The following is a 15,433-nucleotide window of genomic DNA, read 5'->3' as shown; positions in this document are numbered from 1 at the left end:
GATCGCCGGTGGTCGCGCCGCGCGGCGCCAGACCATGCGCCGTATCCGCCCTCGACGCTCCCCCGCCGTACCACTGCTGATCGCCGTCTGGGCGGGCGCGGCCGGGGTGATCTGGCTGTGGTGGAGCAACACCCCGTCCATCGCGGACGACAACAGCAGGATCCTCAACGCCGGCCGGATCACCGGGCTGCTCGCCGGGTACCTGATGGCACTCGTGGTGCTGCAGATGGCCCGGGTCCCCGCGCTGGAGCGCCGGGTCGGCTCGGACCGGGTCGCGCGCTGGCACGCGATGAGCGGCCGCTACACCCTCTGCCTGGTCCTGGCCCACCTCGTACTGATCATGTACGGGTACGCGCTGCAGGCCGGCCGGACCTTCTCCGGGGTGGTCCAGCAGACCGTCGACTCGGTCAACCAGCTTCCCGACATGGGCAAGGCGGCGATCGGGACGGCTCTGCTGCTGTTCATCGGGCTCATCTCGATCGGCCCGGTACGGCGCAGGATCCCGTACGACCTCTGGTACCACGTGCACCTGCTCACGTACGCCGCCGTGTTCCTGACGTTCTGGCACCAGCTCTCCACGGGCAACGAGTTCGCCGTCGAACCGACCGCGAAGACCGTCTGGTACGGGCTGTACGGGTCGGTGACCGCCCTGGTCCTCTGGTACCGGGTGTGCGTACCGGTACGGCTCAACCTGCGGCACCGGATGCGGGTCGAGGCCGTGATCGAGGAGACGCCCGGCATCGTGTCCGTGCTGATCCGCGGCCGCAAGCTGCACCGCATGGGCGCCGAGGCCGGCCAGTTCTTCCGCTGGCGCTTCCTCGCACCCGGCATGCGTCTCAGCTCCCACCCGTACTCGCTGTCGGCGGCGCCGCGCCCCGACATGCTGCGGATCACCGTGAAGGCGATCGGGGACCACAGTGCCGCGCTGCGCGACCTGGAACCCGGCACCCGGGTGTGGGCCGAGGGGCCCTACGGGGCGCTGACGGCGGCCCGGCGCAGCCGCGGCAAGGTGCTGCTCGTGGCCGGCGGCGTCGGCATCACGCCCATGCGGGCGCTGTTCGAGACGCTCCCCGGCGCGTCCGGCGACCTGACGCTGCTGTACCGCGCCAACAGCACCCAGGACCTGGCGCTGTGGGACGAACTGGCGGCGATCGCCGAGGAGCGCGGCGCCCGGCTGATGTACGCGGTGAACAGCCCCGAGGGCGAGCGCCCGGACATCTCCGCGGAGACCCTCAAGCGCAAGCTGCCGGACATCGACCGCCACGACGTCTTCCTGTGCGGTCCGCCCGGCTTCGCGCAGCAGGTCTACGAAGCACTGCGCGGCGCGGGGGTCCCCGCCCGCCGCATCCATCACGAGTCGTTCGAGATGTGAGCGACGGGAGTCAGGAGCGATGAAGAAGAGTCACCCCATTCGGCGCGTCGTGCTCGCCACCGCCGCCACCGTGTCCGGGATCGTCCTGCTGCTCTCGCTGAAGCCCGCGTCCGATCCGGCCGCGGCGTCGGCGGGCGGGGCGGTGCCTCCGCAGTCGGCGGCCGGGCAGGAGTCGCCCCAGGGCGGCAGCTCGCAGCAGTCGTCGCAGGCCCGTACGGTCACCGGCAGCGTCTCCCAGACCCAGTACGGACCCGTCCAGGTCCGCCTCACCCTCACCGGCGGCAAAGTCACCCGGGCCGAGGCCGTCCAGGCACCCAGCGGCGGCCGCAGCACCCAGGTCACCGACAACGCCGTACCCAAGCTCAATCAGCAGGCCGTCACCGCCGGAACCGCCGACATCGACGCGGTATCCGGCGCCACCTACACCAGCGCCGGATACAAGGAGTCCCTCCAGTCCGCCCTGGACAAGGCCGGCTCCGGGGGCGGCTCGGGCTCGGGCGGTTCCGCCGGGGCGGCGTCCAAGGCCCCTGCCCCGCAGGCCCGTACGGTCACCGGCAGCGTCTCCCAGACCCAGTACGGACCCGTCCAGGTCCGCCTCACCCTCACCGGCGGCGAAGTCACCCGGGCCGAGGCCGTCCAGGCACCCAGCGGCGGCCGCAGCACCCAGGTCACCGACAACGCCGTACCCAAGCTCAATCAGCAGGCCGTCACCGCCGGAACCGCCGACATCGATGCCGTGTCCGGCGCCACCTACACCAGCGCCGGATACAAGGAATCCCTCCAGTCCGCCCTGGACAAGGCCGGTGGCTGAGCCCGCGCAGGGGCCCGCCGCCCTGCGTCACGCGGAGGAGGTCATGGGCACGGTCTTCTCCTTCGACGTGCGGGGCGGCGAACCCGCCGCGGTGCGGGCCGCGCTCGACGAGGCGGTCGTCCAACTCCACCGCGTGGACGAGGTGTTCAGCACCTACCGCGAGGACAGCCAGGTCGCGCGGCTGTCCCGCGGCGAGCTGGGCGTCGGGGACTGCGATCCGCAGGTCGCCGAGGTGCTCGCGCTGGGCGAGGAGGCGGAGCGGCTCAGCGAGGGCTGGTTCAGTACGACGTACGGGGGACGGCTCGACCCGACGGGGATCGTCAAGGGCTGGGCCGGCGAGCGCGCCGCCCGGCACATCGCCGCGGCCGGGGCGAGCGGGGTGAGCGTGAACGGCGGCGGCGACGTCCAGCTGTGCGGCGCCCCGGGCCCGCTCCGCCCCTGGCGCATCGGCGTCTCCGATCCACTGCGCCCCGGTTCGCTCGCGGCCGTCGTCTCCGCCGCCGGGGCCGACGAACTGGCCGTGGCGACCTCGGGCACGGCCGAGCGCGGCACCCACATCCTGGATCCGCGCACCGGCCGTGCCGCGGTCACCGACCTGCTGGCCGTGACCGTGGTGGGCCCCCGGCTGACCTGGGTGGACGCCTGGGCGACCGCGGCCTTCGCGATGGGTTCACGGCAGGCCCTCGCCTGGCTGGAGTCGCTGCCCGACGTGGAGGCCCTGCTGATCACGGCGGGCGACGAGGTGCGGTGCACCGGGGGGCTGGCCGGACGGCTGGGGTGACCGGCGTGCCGCGCGGCAAAATCGACGGGGGGCGCACCTCGGATGAGATGCGCCCCCCGTCGCCGCGTCTCAGTGCCCGTTCTGGGCCAGTCGCAGCAGGTGGTCCGCCAGGGCCTGCCCCCCGCTCGGTTCCCGGCTGATCAGCATCAGCGTGTCGTCGCCCGCGATGGTGCCGAGGATGTCGTGCAGCTCGGCCTGGTCGATCGCCGAGGCGAGGAACTGCGCGGCGCCCGGCGGCGTCCGCACGACCACGAGGTTCGCGGAGGCCTCGGCGGAGATCAGCAGCTCCGCGGAGAGCCGCCGCATCCGCTCCTCCTTCGCCGACTCCCCCAGCGGCGCGCGCGGCGTACGGAACCCGCCCTCGCTGGGCACCGCGTAGATCAGGTCGCCGTCGTTGTTGCGGATCTTCACCGCGTTCAGCTCGTCCAGGTCCCGGGAGAGCGTCGCCTGCGTGACGGTCAGCCCGTCGTCCGCGAGCAGCTTCGCCAACTGGCTCTGCGAGCGCACCGGTTGCCGGTTGAGGATGTCCACGATCCGGCGGTGGCGTGCGGTGCGGGTCTGCGGCACGGCAGGCCCTGCGTGCTCGTGCTCCTGCGCCTGACTCATCGTCGTCTCATTCTCCGGATCGTCCGTCCCCGTCGACTGCGTCGAGGACACCGGGCAGGGCCCGGAGGAACGCGTCCACCTCGTCGTCGCCGAGGTTCAGCGGCGGCATCAGCCGTACGACATCGGGGGCGGGCGCGTTCACCAGGAGGCCGGCGTCCTGAGCCGCCAGCTGCGCCCGGGGCGCGAGGGGCTCGGTGAGCACGATACCCAGCAGCAGGCCCGCACCCCGGACGTGGTCGATCAACGGGTGTCCGAGGGACTCGATTCCCTCCCGCAGCCGCTCGCCCGCGCGCTTGACGTTCTGCAGCAGCCCCTCGGACTCGATCGTGTCGAGTACGGCGAGTCCTGCGGCGCACACGACTGGGTTGCCGCCGAAGGTGGTGCCGTGCTGACCGGGCTTCAGCAGCTCGGCGGCGCGGCCGAAGGCGACGGTCGCGCCGAGCGGCAGCCCGCCGCCGAGCCCCTTCGCGAGGGTGACGACGTCCGGCAGGACACCCTCGTGGTCCTGGTAGGCGAACCAGGAGCCAGTGCGGCCGATCCCGGTCTGCACCTCGTCCAGGACCAGCAGGCTCCCGGTGGCGGCGGTGATGGCCCGGGCGGCCTTCAGATAGCCCGGGGGCGGCACCACGACGCCGTTCTCGCCCTGGATCGGCTCGATGACGACCAGCGCGGTGTCCTCGGTGACCGCTTCGGCCAGCGCCTGCGCGTCGCCGTACGGCACATGCGTGACGTCGCCGGGCAGCGGTCGGAACGGCTCCTGCTTGCCGGGCTGGCCGGTGAGGGCGAGCGCGCCCATCGTCCGGCCGTGGAAGCCGCCGTGGGTGGCGACCATGTGCGAACGTCCGGTCAGCCGACCGATCTTGAAGGCGCCCTCGTTGGCCTCGGCGCCGGAGTTGCAGAAGAAGACGCGGCCCTCCCGCCCGAAGAGCTGGAGCAGCCGTTCGGCGAGCGCGACGGGCGGCTCGGCGACGAACAGGTTGGAGACATGGCCGAGGGTGGCGATCTGCGTGCTCACGGCCCCGACGACGGCGGGGTGCGCGTGCCCGAGCGCGTTGACCGCGATCCCGCCGACGAAGTCGAGGTACTCCTTGCCGTCGGCGTCCCACACCCGGCTGCCGGCGCCGCGGACGAGCGGCAGGCGCGGGGTGCCGTAGTTGTCCATCAGTGCACCCTGCCACCGCTGGGTCAGGTCCTGATTGGCGGTCATGCGGCATCCCCCTCTTCGTCGTCCGGCACGACCATCGTGCCGATCCCCTCGTCGGTGAAGATCTCCAGCAGGATCGAGTGCTGGACCCGGCCGTCGATGACGCGAGCCGTGTTGACGCCGTTGCGGACGGCGTGCAGACAGCCCTCCATCTTCGGCACCATGCCGCTGGCCAGCTCCGGCAGCAGCTTCTCCAGCTGGCTCGCGGTCAGCCGGCTGATCACCTCGTCGGAGTTCGGCCAGTCCTCGTAGAGGCCCTCGACGTCGGTGAGGACCATCAGGGTCTCGGCACCAAGAGCCGCAGCGAGTGCCGCAGCCGCCGTATCAGCATTGACGTTGTAGACATGTCCGTCGTCCTGGGAGCGGGCGATCGAGGAGACGACCGGGATCCGGCCGTCGGCGAGCAGCGCCTCGATCGCGCCTGTGTCGATCTCGGTGATCTCGCCGACCCGGCCGATGTCGACCGGCTCGCCGTCGATCCGGGGCTGGTGCCGGGTGGCGGTGATGGTGTGCGCGTCCTCGCCGGTCATGCCGACGGCGAACGGCCCGTGCTGGTTGAGCAGTCCGACCAGTTCGCGCTGCACCTGCCCGGCCAGCACCATGCGGACGACGTCCATCGCGTCCTCGGTCGTGACCCGCAGGCCCGCCTTGAACTCGCTGACGATGCCGTGCCGGTCGAGGGCGGCGCTGATCTGCGGGCCGCCGCCGTGCACGACGACCGGTTTGAGGCCCGCGTGCCGCAGGAAGACGACGTCCTGGGCGAAGGCGGCCTTCAGCTCGTCGTCGATCATGGCGTTGCCGCCGAACTTGATGACCACGGTCCGGCCGTGGTGCCGGGTCAGCCAGGGCAGTGCCTCGATGAGGATCTGCGCCTTGGGCAGGGCGGTGTGTTTCCGCGTGGTGCTCATGAGGAGTACGCGCTGTTCTCGTGGACGTAGTCGGCGGTGAGGTCGTTGGTCCAGATGGTGGCGGTCGCGTCGCCCGCGGCGAGGTCGGCGACGACGTGCACCTCGCGGTAGCGCATGTCGACCAGTTCGCGGTCCTCGCCCACGCCGCCGTTCTTGCAGACCCACACGCCGTTGATGGCGACGTTCAGGCGGTCCGGCTCGAAGGCGGCCCGGGTGGTGCCGATGGCGGACAGGACGCGGCCCCAGTTGGGGTCCTCTCCGTGGATGGCGCACTTGAGGAGGTTGTTGCGGGCGATGGAGCGGCCCACCTCGACGGCGTCCTCTTCGCTCGCCGCGTTCACGACCTCGACCTTGATGTCCTTGCTGGCGCCCTCGGCGTCCCGGATCAGCTGCTGGCCGAGGTCGTCGCAGACCGCCCGTACGGCTTCCGCGAACTCCTCGTAGGCGGGGGTGACCTGTGAGGCGCCGGACGCGAGAAGCAGCACGGTGTCGTTGGTGGACATGCAGCCGTCGGAGTCGACCCGGTCGAAGGTGACCCGGGTGGCGTCGCGGAGCGCCCGGTCCAGGGTCGCGGTGTCCACGTCGGCGTCCGTGGTCAGGACGACGAGCATGGTCGCGAGGCCGGGGGCGAGCATGCCGGCGCCCTTGGCCATGCCGCCCACGGTCCAGCCGTCGCCCTGACGGACGGAGGTCTTGTGGACGGTGTCGGTCGTCTTGATGGCGATGGCGGCCTTCTCGCCTCCGTGCTCGGAGAGTTGGGCCGCGGCCTGCTCGACTCCGGGGAGCAGCTTGTCCATCGGCAGCAGTACGCCGATGAGGCCGGTGGAGGCCACGGCGACCTCGCCCGCGTTCACGCCGAGCACCTCGGCGGCCTTCTCGGCGGTGGCGTGCGTGTCCTGGAAGCCCTGGGGTCCCGTACAGGCGTTGGCGCCACCGGAGTTGAGGACGACCGCGGAGACGAGACCGCCCTTGAGGACCTGCTCGGACCAGAGCACGGGCGCGGCCTTCACGCGGTTGGAGGTGAAGACGCCGGCGGCGGCCAGGCGGGGCCCGTTGTTGACCACGAGGGCCAGGTCGGGGTTGCCGTTCTCCTTGATCCCGGCGGCGATGCCCGCCGCCGTGAACCCTTGTGCTGCCGTGACGCTCACGGTGCGACTCCGATCGTGGAAAGACCCGTGTCCTCGGGAAGCCCGAGGGCGAGGTTCATGCTCTGGACGGCACCGCCGGCGGTGCCCTTGGTGAGGTTGTCGATGGCGCTGATCGCGATGATCCGGTGCGCGGCGGCGTCGAACGCGACCTGGACCTGAACGGCATTGGAACCGTGGACGGACGCCGTGGTCGGCCACTGTCCCTCGGGCAGCAGGTGCACGAACGGCTCGTCCGCGAACGCCTTCTCGTAGGCGGCCCGTACGGAATCCGCGCCGACGCCGTGGAGGGCCTTCGCACTGCACGTGGCGAGGATGCCGCGGGGCATGGGCGCGAGGGTGGGCGTGAAGGAGACCGAGACGGGCGCCCCGGCGGCGCCGCTGAGGTTCTGGATCATCTCGGGGGTGTGCCGGTGGCCGCCGCCGACGCCGTACGGGGACATCGAGCCCATGACCTCGCTGCCCAGCAGGTGCGCCTTGGGGGTCTTGCCCGCGCCCGAGGTGCCCGAGGCGGCGACGATCACCGCCTCGGTCTCGGCGAGTCCGGCCACGTAGGCGGGGAAGAGCGCGAGGGAGACGGCCGTCGGGTAGCAGCCGGGCACCGCGATGCGCTTGGACCCCTCCAGCGCGGCGCGGACGCCCGGCAGTTCGGGGAGGCCGTAGGGCCAGGTGCCGGCGTGCGGGGAGCCGTAGAAGCGCTCCCAGTCGGCCGCGTCCCGCAGCCGGAAGTCGGCGCCCATGTCCACGACGAGGACGTCGGGACCGAGCCGCTCGGCGACCGCGGCGGACTGTCCGTGCGGGAGCGCCAGGAAGACGACGTCGTGGCCGTCGAGGACGTCGGGGGTCGTCTCCTGGAGGACCCGGCCGGCGAGGGGCAGCAGATGCGGTTGCAGCGCGCCCAGGCGCTGGCCCGCGTTGGAGTTGCCGGTCAGAGCGCCGATCTCGATCTCCGGGTGGGCCAGGAGCAGACGCAGCAGCTCCCCGCCCGCGTACCCGCTCGCTCCTGCCACTGCCGCACGTACCGCCATGAAACCCTCCTCCTGGATGGCATGACTATACGTATCGATGCACGTTTATGCAATCCATGCCCGAGGAGGCGGAGCGGAGCCCGCGACACCCTGGGCGGCACGCGGGGAGGAGACCGGCCGGCGGGGCGCTACCCGGACAGGACGCCGGGCCCGCGGGCGCGACGCGGGGAGGACCGCGGGCGCGACGTGGCGAGGCGCCGGACGCCCGGCCGGTACGCGCGGAGGGTCACCGGCCGCTACCGCCGCGGCGCCTATCCGTGCAGCCAGATCCGCAGCGGGCCCACCGGCTCGAAGCCGTGGCGGACCGCGGCGGCCAGGTCGTCGCCGTGCTCGTAGCCGACCACCGGCAGCGCGGGGAACAGCCGGTGCACGGCGTCCAGGGCGCCCGGCCAGGCCGCGTCCGGGCCACCGTCCCGGGCGAAGACGTTGGACAGGCCGACCACCGCACCGCTGCGGCTCGCGACCGCTCCGGCGATCACCCGGCCATCCGGTGCCACCCCGGCGAGCACGTGCGTGTCGGGGTCGTCGAGCAGTTCCGGGCGGAAGAGGTCGGCCGCACCGTCCCCGTCGTGCAGGGCGAGTGCCCAGGCGCGCAGCGTGACCGGGTCGGGGACCACGTCCCAGGCCGGGTCCGGGGCGCCGGCGGGCGCACTCGCCGGGCGGTGGATCCACTCCGCCTCGAAGAGCACCCGGAAACCGGCCTGCGTCAGGTCGAGGTCGGCGAAGCTGTCCTTGACGGAGGCACCGGGCGCCGTGGTGTCGATCCGGGCCAGCAGCGCGGCCGGGTCGGCCGAAGGCACCAGCGTCACGGCGTCGGGGTAGTACGGCGGCGTGCGGACCGGGGCGGTCCAGGCCTGCTCCGTGCACCCGCTCTCCAGGCCGTGCGACGCGCTCATCACCGCGCACCACTCGGCGTTGTTGCGGGCGGCGGTCTCGACCAGGAGCTGCTTCGGTGTCGTCACAACTGCGGATCATGTCCTCCCGCGGCAGGGCCGTCGACCGGTTTTCCGGGACCGCGGCACCCCGGCCGGAGGCTGCGTCCCGGGCCCGCCGGAGCGGCCCCCGGCCTCTCGGGGAGCCGCTCCGGTCGTGGTCAGGACGCGAGGACGGCCAGGTCGACCTCGCGGAGACGGGCGGGTTCCGCGACGACCTCGATTCCGGTGATCCCGCCGTCCGTGACGGTGAAGGCGAGCACCAGGCGGAGGCGTCCGAGCGGCGCCATGACGAGACCGACGCGGCCGTCGACGAGCGCCACCTCGGTGGCCTGGGCGCGCTCCATCGCGGCCATCGCCCCCTTCGCCACGGTCTGGGCGCCACTGACGACGACGGGTTCCGGGCTGGGGATGACGGCCTTGTCGGCCCGGAGCACCACATCGGGGTGCAGCAGGGTGACCAGTGCGTCGAAGTCCCCGCCGCGGGTGGCGGCGAGGAACGCGTCGACGGCCGCCCGCTGCAGCGCGAGATCGGCGGCGGGCAGCCGGTCGCCCCCCTTGACCCGGCGGCGCGCCCGGCTGGCGAGCTGCCGCGTCGCGGCCGGGGATCGCTCGATCATGGGGGCGATGTCGTCGAAGGGCACGGAGAACATGTCGTGCAGGACGAAGGCGAGGCGCTCGGCCGGGGCCAGCGTGTCGAGCACCACCAGCAGCGCCAGCCCGACCGAGTCGGCGAGCTCCGCCTCCCGTACCGGGTCGCCGCCGGACTCGGGCGGGACGACGGGGTCCGCCGGCCGGGCGTCGAGGGGGTCCTCGCGGTGGTGCTCACGCGAACGCAGCATGTTCAGGCACACCCGCGCGACCACGGTGGTGAGCCAGCCGCCGATGTTCTCGACACCGTCGGTGCCGGCCCGGTCGGCGCGCAGCCAGGCCTCCTGAAGGGCGTCGTCGGTCTCGCTCAGCGAGCCGAGCATCCGGTACGCCACCGCCCGCAGATGGGGCCGCTGTTCCTCGAAACGCTCGGTCAGCGATTCGTGTTCGTCCACCGTGTCACATTCCTTCGTCGCCGGGTGTCAGAACAGTAGATCCACACAACGCAGCCGAAAGTACCGGGAGAGCGACTCCCGGACCGAACAGTTTAGGAGTTGCCATGACGACCTCCCCGATTCTGGTCACCGGCGGCACGGGCAACCTGGGCCGCCACGTCGTCCCGATGCTGCGGGCGGCAGGCCGCGAGGTGCGGGTGCTCAACCGCAGCGGCGGCACGCCCGGCGACGGCGTCGAGTACGTCGCCGTGGACCTGCTCAAGGGCGAGGGCATCGAGCCCGCGCTGGCCGGGGTGGAGACGGTGCTGCACCTGGCAGGCGGCAACAAGGGCGACGACAAGGTGGCCCAGAACCTGGTGCGGGCCGCGCAGAGCGCCGGCGTGAAGCACCTCGTGTACATCTCGGTCATCGGCGCGGACACGATGCCCCTCGGCTGGTTCAAGACCCAGCTGGCGGCGGAGCAGGCGATCACGGGCTCGGGCATCCCGTGGACGATGCTGCGGGCCGCCCAGTTCCACGACATCGTCCTCACGATGGCGGAAAAGATGGCGAAAATGCCGGTCATCCCGGTCCCGGGAGGCCTCCAGTTCCAGCCCGTGGACTCGCGGGAGGTGGCGGCCCGGCTGGTGGAGCTGACACTCGGGCAGCCGGCCGGCCTGGTGACCCCGCTCGCGGGCCCGAAGGTGTACCCGCTCGGCGACCTGCTGCGCAGCTACCTCGGGGCGCGCGGCAAGCGCCGTCCGCTGATGCCGATGCGGATGCCCGGAAAGGCGGGCAAGGCCTACCGGGCGGGCGAGAACCTCACCCTGCAGGGCAACGACGTGGGCAAGCGGACGTGGGAGGACTTCCTCGCCGAGCGGGTGAGCTGACCCGCCGCCCCGTCCGCCCACGACCGCTACCGGATGTCCGTGACCGTCCCCGGCGGAAGGCGTCTCCCCGCCGGGGACCTGTCCCGCCCCCCGCTGTGCGAGCATCCGGTTCATGGAGGGGCGGAGCCATGGAGCGCTACGGCAGCGAGTTCCGCAGCGGGTTCACCCGCTGGATCGAGCAACGGGTGGATCCCGGGGACCGTGACGACAGCATCGAGGTGTACGGCGTCCTCGCCCGGGCGTACGGGCTGACGGACGACGTGGCCGACGTCGTCGCGTCACTGACCCGCACCACCCGTGCCGAGGTCGTCGCGGCCTACAAGGCCGACAACGCCGAGTGGGCCCGGACCCAGGCGGTGTTCGACCAGGACGACCTGGCCGCGCTGGAGGGCCATCTCGACGCGATCGACGACCTCTTCTGAGCAGGACCCGTTCGGCCCGGGCGGGTGTCGGCGCCTACCGGGCCCTGATCCGCAGGAACGTCTCCGAGTTCGCCGGGAAGGTGTACGTGAATCTGCCGGCGACGCCCGTGAAAGTAAGCGGGTGCGGGTGGGTGGCACGGATACTCCGCGGTTCCGAGGTGGGAGATCGTTCGGCATGTCACATGGTGATCATTTGGTCGAACGGCAAGATAGGGAGGGGGCCTGAGCGCGCCAATGGGTTGCGCAGCATCGGGCGCCCGATGCGGTGCCCGGGGTCGGATGTGACGGAGAGCGGGACGGGATGGGCGAGTTCAGGCCGGTGGCCGATGTGCTGGGGTATCTGGCCGGAAGCTGGCGGGTCGAGCGCCGCGTGGCGGATCTCGCGGCGGGCACCGAGGGCCGCTTCGCGGGTACGACGGTCTTCGCGCCGCTGGAGGACGCCGACGACGGCCTCCTCCACCACGAGTCGGGCACGTTCGTGTGGCACGGCACGGCCCGCCCCGCCGAGCGGACACTGCGGTTCCTTCCCGGGGACCGCGCCGGCACCGCGGCCGTGCGGTTCGCCGACGGCCGGTTCTTCCACGACCTCGACCTGTCCACCGGCCGACACGTAGCCGACCATCCCTGCGCGGCGGACCTGTACCGGGGCGAGTTCACGGTGTACGACGCCGACCGCTGGCGCACGGTATGGCGGGTGGGCGGTCCCGCCAAGGACCTCGTGCTCACCACCGACTACGCCCGGATCCCCGGGGCCGTGCCGGACGACTCCCGCTAGACGCGCTGGAGTCCGGACTCCAGACGCAGGTTCCAGCGGCCGTTGTGCCCGGTGAGGGTCACGGCCGACAGGGGCCGGACGTCGATGTTCCAGTACGTGGCGGGCTGGGCCCTCAGGGCGTAGACGAGCGCCGCCCGCACGACGGAGGGCTCGGCCACGGCCACGATGCGGCTGCCGTCGTCGGCGGGCCGGGTGTCGAGCCAGCCGCCCACCCGCGAGATGAAGGACAGCAGCGACTCGCCGCCGTGCGGTGCCGAGCGCGGGTCGGCGAGCCAGGAGTCGACCGCCTCGGGCTCGCGGGCCATCGCCTCGCCGAGGGTGAACCCGCGCCAGCGCCCCATGTCGCAGTCGCGCAGCGCGAGCTGCACGAGAGGTGCATAGCCGAGCGCGTCACCGGTCGCCCTGCTGCGCGGGGTCGGCGAGCAGTAGCGCAGCTCGGCCGCCGCCAGCGGCACCAGCTCGTGCGCGACGCGCTGCACTTCGTCCCAGCCGGCCTGGTCCAGCGGCCGGTCGTCCTCGAAGCGCTCGGTGAGCAGCGAGGAGCTGCGCGCGGCAGCGACGAAGGTGACCCGAAGATGCATGCGGCGATGGTGGAGCGCGAAACTCCGCTGGTCAAGGGGGGTAACTCAGGGTATCCGCCAGGTCACTCGCATCGCTCGTGGGGCTCTGCGGCGGCGCGGAAGGGGCTGTTCCGCTCCACGTCGGGAGGGTGGGTGCGACCCGGTCCGGAGGGCGGGCGCGCCTCGGTCCGGATGGCGGCGCGTCCCGGTCCGGACGGCGGCGCGTCCCGGTCCGGACGGCGGCGCGTCCCGGTCCGGACGGCGGCGCGTCCCGGTCCGGACGGCGGCGCGTCCCGGTCCGGACGGCGGTGCGTCCCGGTCCGGACGGCGGGCGAGGACGCCCCGTCGCGTCGGAACGGCGAGCGGGGACGCGTCGCCGCGCATCACGACGGCACGAGGAGCCGCACCGCCGTGCATCACGACTGCGCGGAAGAACCGCACCGCCTTGCGTCGGGGACGTCACGGGAGAGGAGGGGCGCCGCCGTGCTTCCGGACGGCACAGGAGAAGCGCGCGCCGCCGGTGTCACCGGCCCGTCCGGTGCAGCACCTCGTCGCACGCCGCGCGCAGCCGTCGTACGCCCTCCGCGATCTCGCCCGGCCCCGCGACGGCCGCGAAGCTCAACCGGACGTGCCCGGCGGGCGGTTCGGCGCTGAAGTAGGGCCGCCCGGGGGTCACGGCCACACCCGCCCGCAGCGCCCCGGTGACGAGCGCCGCCTCGTCCGCGCCGTCGGGCAGCCGCAGCCAGAGCTGGTAACCGCCCGACGGGACGTGCGGCAGGGCGAGTTCGGGCAGGTGCAGCCGGAGCGCGGACACCATCACGTCGCGCCGGTTCTTCAACTCGCCGGAGACGGACCGCAGATGGCGGGGCCAGGCCGGTGAGCCGACGAGTTCCAGCGCCGCTTCCTGCAGGGGCCGCGGCACGAAGAAGGTGTCGACGACCTGAATGGCGCGCAGCCGCTCCAGGACCGGACCGCGGGCGGCGAGCGCGCTCACCCGGAAGCTCGGCGAGGTCGCCTTGGTCAGCGAGCACACGTGCACCACGACCCCGTCGGGATCGTCGGAGGCGAGCGGGCGCGGCAGCGGGCCCGCGTCCTCGTGCACGAGCCGCCGCACGAAGTCGTCCTCGACGACGAACGCCCCCGCGTCCCGGGCGATGCGCAGCACCTCGCCGCGGCGCTCCGGAGCGAGCACGGCGCCGGTCGGGTTCTGGAACAGGGGCTGGCAGACGAAGACGCGGGCCCCGGTCGCCCGGAACGCATCGGCGAGCAGGGCGGGTTGCACCCCGTCCCGGTTTACCGGCACCGGTACCGGGCGCAGTCCGGCGGCGCGGGCGATGGCCAGCATGCCCGGGTACGTGGGCGACTCGACCAGGACCGGCGCCCCGGGCGGGGCGAGCGCGCGCAGCGCGGTGGTGAGCGCGGACTGGCCGCCGGCGGTGATCAGCACCTCCGCGGCGGAGATTCCCCCGCCGATGCCGCGCGCGAACCATTCCCGCAGCTCGGCGACCCCCTCGACGGGCGGCCTGGCCCATACTCCGGGCCGTCGCCCCGCCCGGGACAGGGCGGCGCCCATCGCCCGCTCCGGCTGCAGCGACGGATGGAGATAGCCGCCGTTGAACTCGATCACGCCGGGCGGCGGGGTCGCCAGCGAGACCAGCACCCCGGAGGCGTCCACCGTGCGCGGTACCCGCTCGGCCGCGGCGTCCGCGCTGAGCGAGACCGTCTGCCAGGAGGTGTCCCCCGTCACCGCGGGAGCGGCCCGGGTCTCGGCGCGGAAGGCCCCGGCTCCCGGCCGCGTCACCACCAGTCCCTCCGCGGCCAGCTGAGCCAGGGCCCGCGAGACGGTGACCGGACTGACCCGGAAGCGCTCGACCAGGGTCCGGCTCGACGGCAGCTTTCCACCGGGAGAGTAGCGGTCGAGTTCTCCGCGCAACCGACTTGCCAGCTCACTCACGCTGCTACGCTCTTGCATGACAGCACAGGATAGCGCTACCGACCATTCCCGGATAGCGGTCAGCACGGCCGGAAGCGACCGATCCCAACCGGGTCAGGGCACCGGCGCGGTGCGGCGGGGCAACGCGCACCACCGGACCGAAGCCCGCTCGGGCACGGTCCTGGCCGGCCTCGGCGTCGTCGCCTTCTCGCTCACCTTCCCCGCCACGGCCTGGGGCCTGGAGGGCTTCGGCCCCTGGTCGCTGGTGGCCGTCCGCAGTGTCCTCGCGGCGCTCGTCGCGGGCGGTTGCCTGCTGGCGCTCCGCGTCCCGCTCCCCGGGCGGCGGCACTGGGCGGGGCTCGCCGTCGTCGCCGCCGGCGTGGTGCTCGGGTTCCCCTTGCTGACCACCCTCGCTCTGGAGACGGCCACCACCTCGCACGCGGCCGTCGTCGTCGGACTGCTGCCGCTGACCACCGCCGCGCTGTCCGCACTGCGCACCGGAGCCCGCCCCTCCCGCACCTTCTGGGCCGCCGCGCTGGCCGGTGCGGGCGCGGTGATCGCGTTCACGGTGCAGCAGAGCGGCGGCACCCTGACCGGCGCGGACGCCTATCTCTTCGCTGCGCTGCTGGTCTGCGCGGCCGGTTACACCGAGGGCGGCCGGCTGGCCCGGGTCATGCCCGGCTGGCAGGTCATCGGCTGGGCGCTGGTCCTCTGTCTGCCGCTCTCGGTGCCGGGGGCGCTGGTCGCGCTGTCGTACGAGCCCGTGCAGTTCACCACGCACAGCGTGCTGGGTCTGCTGTGGGTGGCGCTGGGTTCGCAGTTCCTCGGGCTGGTGGTCTGGTACCGCGGCATGGCGGCCGTCGGTGTGCCGAAGGCCAGCCAGCTGCAGCTGGCGCAGCCCCTGCTCACGCTCGTGTGGTCGGTGCTGCTGCTCGGTGAGCGGCTCACCCCGGCGGCCCCCCTGACCGCCGTGGCCGTCCTGGTGTGCATCGCGGTCACCCAGCGGGCGCGGGGCTGACCCCCGTACACGGACCGGGGCAA

Annotated in this window: 16 protein-coding genes; 7 read left to right on the top strand and 9 right to left on the bottom strand. The window is 73.1% G+C overall.

All coding sequences use genetic code 11. The features are described 5' to 3' along the window. Positions 1-34: 34 nt before the first annotated feature. From ACZ4NT_RS08600 to ACZ4NT_RS08590, 3 genes are read left to right on the top strand one after another with little or no spacing between them, the layout of a single operon-like run. Positions 35-1,372: a ferredoxin reductase family protein gene (locus tag ACZ4NT_RS08600; protein WP_467724508.1), complete on the top strand. Its 1,338-nt coding sequence runs from the start codon at positions 35-37 to the stop codon at positions 1,370-1,372. A 19-nt stretch (positions 1,373-1,391) separates the two neighbouring features. Next, a complete protein-coding gene (locus ACZ4NT_RS08595) occupies positions 1,392-2,183 on the top strand; it encodes an FMN-binding protein (RefSeq protein ID WP_467724356.1) in 792 nt (263 codons plus the stop codon). 43 nt (positions 2,184-2,226) lie between these two features. Next, a complete protein-coding gene (locus tag ACZ4NT_RS08590) occupies positions 2,227-2,964 on the top strand; it encodes an FAD:protein FMN transferase (RefSeq protein WP_183116952.1) in 738 nt (245 codons plus the stop codon). Between the two features lie 69 nt (positions 2,965-3,033). Here the strand turns inward: ACZ4NT_RS08590 and ACZ4NT_RS08585 are convergent, their stop codons facing one another. The 7 genes from ACZ4NT_RS08585 to ACZ4NT_RS08555 all read right to left on the bottom strand — a co-directional run bounded on the left by ACZ4NT_RS08585 (position 3,034) and on the right by ACZ4NT_RS08555 (position 9,833). Then, entirely contained in the window at positions 3,034-3,570 is a 537-nt protein-coding gene (locus tag ACZ4NT_RS08585; protein WP_121404293.1) for an arginine repressor, read from the bottom strand. 7 nt (positions 3,571-3,577) lie between these two features. Continuing rightward, positions 3,578-4,777, bottom strand: coding sequence for an acetylornithine transaminase (locus tag ACZ4NT_RS08580; protein ID WP_467724354.1), 1,200 nt, complete (start codon positions 4,775-4,777; stop codon positions 3,578-3,580). Next, positions 4,774-5,682, bottom strand: a complete 909-nt coding sequence (gene argB, locus ACZ4NT_RS08575; RefSeq protein ID WP_121404289.1) for an acetylglutamate kinase — start codon at positions 5,680-5,682, stop codon at positions 4,774-4,776. The genes ACZ4NT_RS08580 and argB overlap by 4 nt, the downstream gene beginning before the upstream one ends. Further along, positions 5,679-6,830, bottom strand: a complete 1,152-nt coding sequence (argJ, locus tag ACZ4NT_RS08570) for a bifunctional glutamate N-acetyltransferase/amino-acid acetyltransferase ArgJ (RefSeq protein ID WP_467724352.1) — start codon at positions 6,828-6,830, stop codon at positions 5,679-5,681. The genes argB and argJ overlap by 4 nt, the downstream gene beginning before the upstream one ends. Then, positions 6,827-7,855 carry an N-acetyl-gamma-glutamyl-phosphate reductase gene (gene argC, locus ACZ4NT_RS08565; RefSeq protein ID WP_467724350.1) on the bottom strand — a complete coding sequence of 343 codons (1,029 nt, stop codon included), beginning with the start codon at positions 7,853-7,855 and terminating at the stop codon, positions 6,827-6,829. The genes argJ and argC overlap by 4 nt, the downstream gene beginning before the upstream one ends. Positions 7,856-8,106: 251 nt before the next feature. Continuing rightward, positions 8,107-8,817: a hypothetical protein gene (locus ACZ4NT_RS08560; protein WP_467724348.1), complete on the bottom strand. Its 711-nt coding sequence runs from the start codon at positions 8,815-8,817 to the stop codon at positions 8,107-8,109. A 131-nt stretch (positions 8,818-8,948) separates the two neighbouring features. After that, positions 8,949-9,833 (bottom strand): sigma-70 family RNA polymerase sigma factor, encoded by an 885-nt coding sequence (locus tag ACZ4NT_RS08555; protein ID WP_121404284.1) that lies wholly within the window; start codon positions 9,831-9,833, stop codon positions 8,949-8,951. Positions 9,834-9,937: 104 nt separating this feature from the next. Between ACZ4NT_RS08555 and ACZ4NT_RS08550 the strand changes: the two genes are divergently transcribed. The 3 genes from ACZ4NT_RS08550 to ACZ4NT_RS08540 all read left to right on the top strand — a co-directional run bounded on the left by ACZ4NT_RS08550 (position 9,938) and on the right by ACZ4NT_RS08540 (position 11,899). Beyond that, positions 9,938-10,702 (top strand): SDR family oxidoreductase, encoded by a 765-nt coding sequence (locus ACZ4NT_RS08550; RefSeq protein ID WP_121404283.1) that lies wholly within the window; start codon positions 9,938-9,940, stop codon positions 10,700-10,702. Between the two features lie 128 nt (positions 10,703-10,830). Continuing rightward, positions 10,831-11,124, top strand: coding sequence for a hypothetical protein (locus tag ACZ4NT_RS08545; protein WP_121404281.1), 294 nt, complete (start codon positions 10,831-10,833; stop codon positions 11,122-11,124). 301 nt (positions 11,125-11,425) lie between these two features. Then, the gene (locus ACZ4NT_RS08540; protein WP_121404280.1) at positions 11,426-11,899 is read left to right on the top strand and encodes a DUF6314 family protein; all 474 of its coding nucleotides are present in this window, start codon (positions 11,426-11,428) and stop codon (positions 11,897-11,899) included. Here ACZ4NT_RS08540 and ACZ4NT_RS08535 read toward each other — a convergent pair. Next, on the bottom strand, positions 11,896-12,480 hold the full coding sequence (locus ACZ4NT_RS08535) for a histidine phosphatase family protein (RefSeq protein ID WP_121404278.1): 585 nt from the start codon (positions 12,478-12,480) through the stop codon (positions 11,896-11,898). The genes ACZ4NT_RS08540 and ACZ4NT_RS08535 overlap by 4 nt on opposite strands. 502 nt (positions 12,481-12,982) lie before the next feature. Further along, positions 12,983-14,431 carry an aminotransferase-like domain-containing protein gene (locus ACZ4NT_RS08530; RefSeq protein WP_467724345.1) on the bottom strand — a complete coding sequence of 483 codons (1,449 nt, stop codon included), beginning with the start codon at positions 14,429-14,431 and terminating at the stop codon, positions 12,983-12,985. Here ACZ4NT_RS08530 and ACZ4NT_RS08525 point away from each other — a divergent pair. Next, positions 14,430-15,410, top strand: a complete 981-nt coding sequence (locus ACZ4NT_RS08525) for a DMT family transporter (protein WP_467724343.1) — start codon at positions 14,430-14,432, stop codon at positions 15,408-15,410. The two genes, ACZ4NT_RS08530 and ACZ4NT_RS08525, sit on opposite strands and share 2 nt — an antisense overlap. Positions 15,411-15,433 lie beyond the last annotated feature (23 nt).

It is taken from the genome of Streptomyces sp. NPDC026417, assembly GCF_055567695.1.
This window is presented reverse-complemented; position numbering and strand designations above follow the sequence as displayed.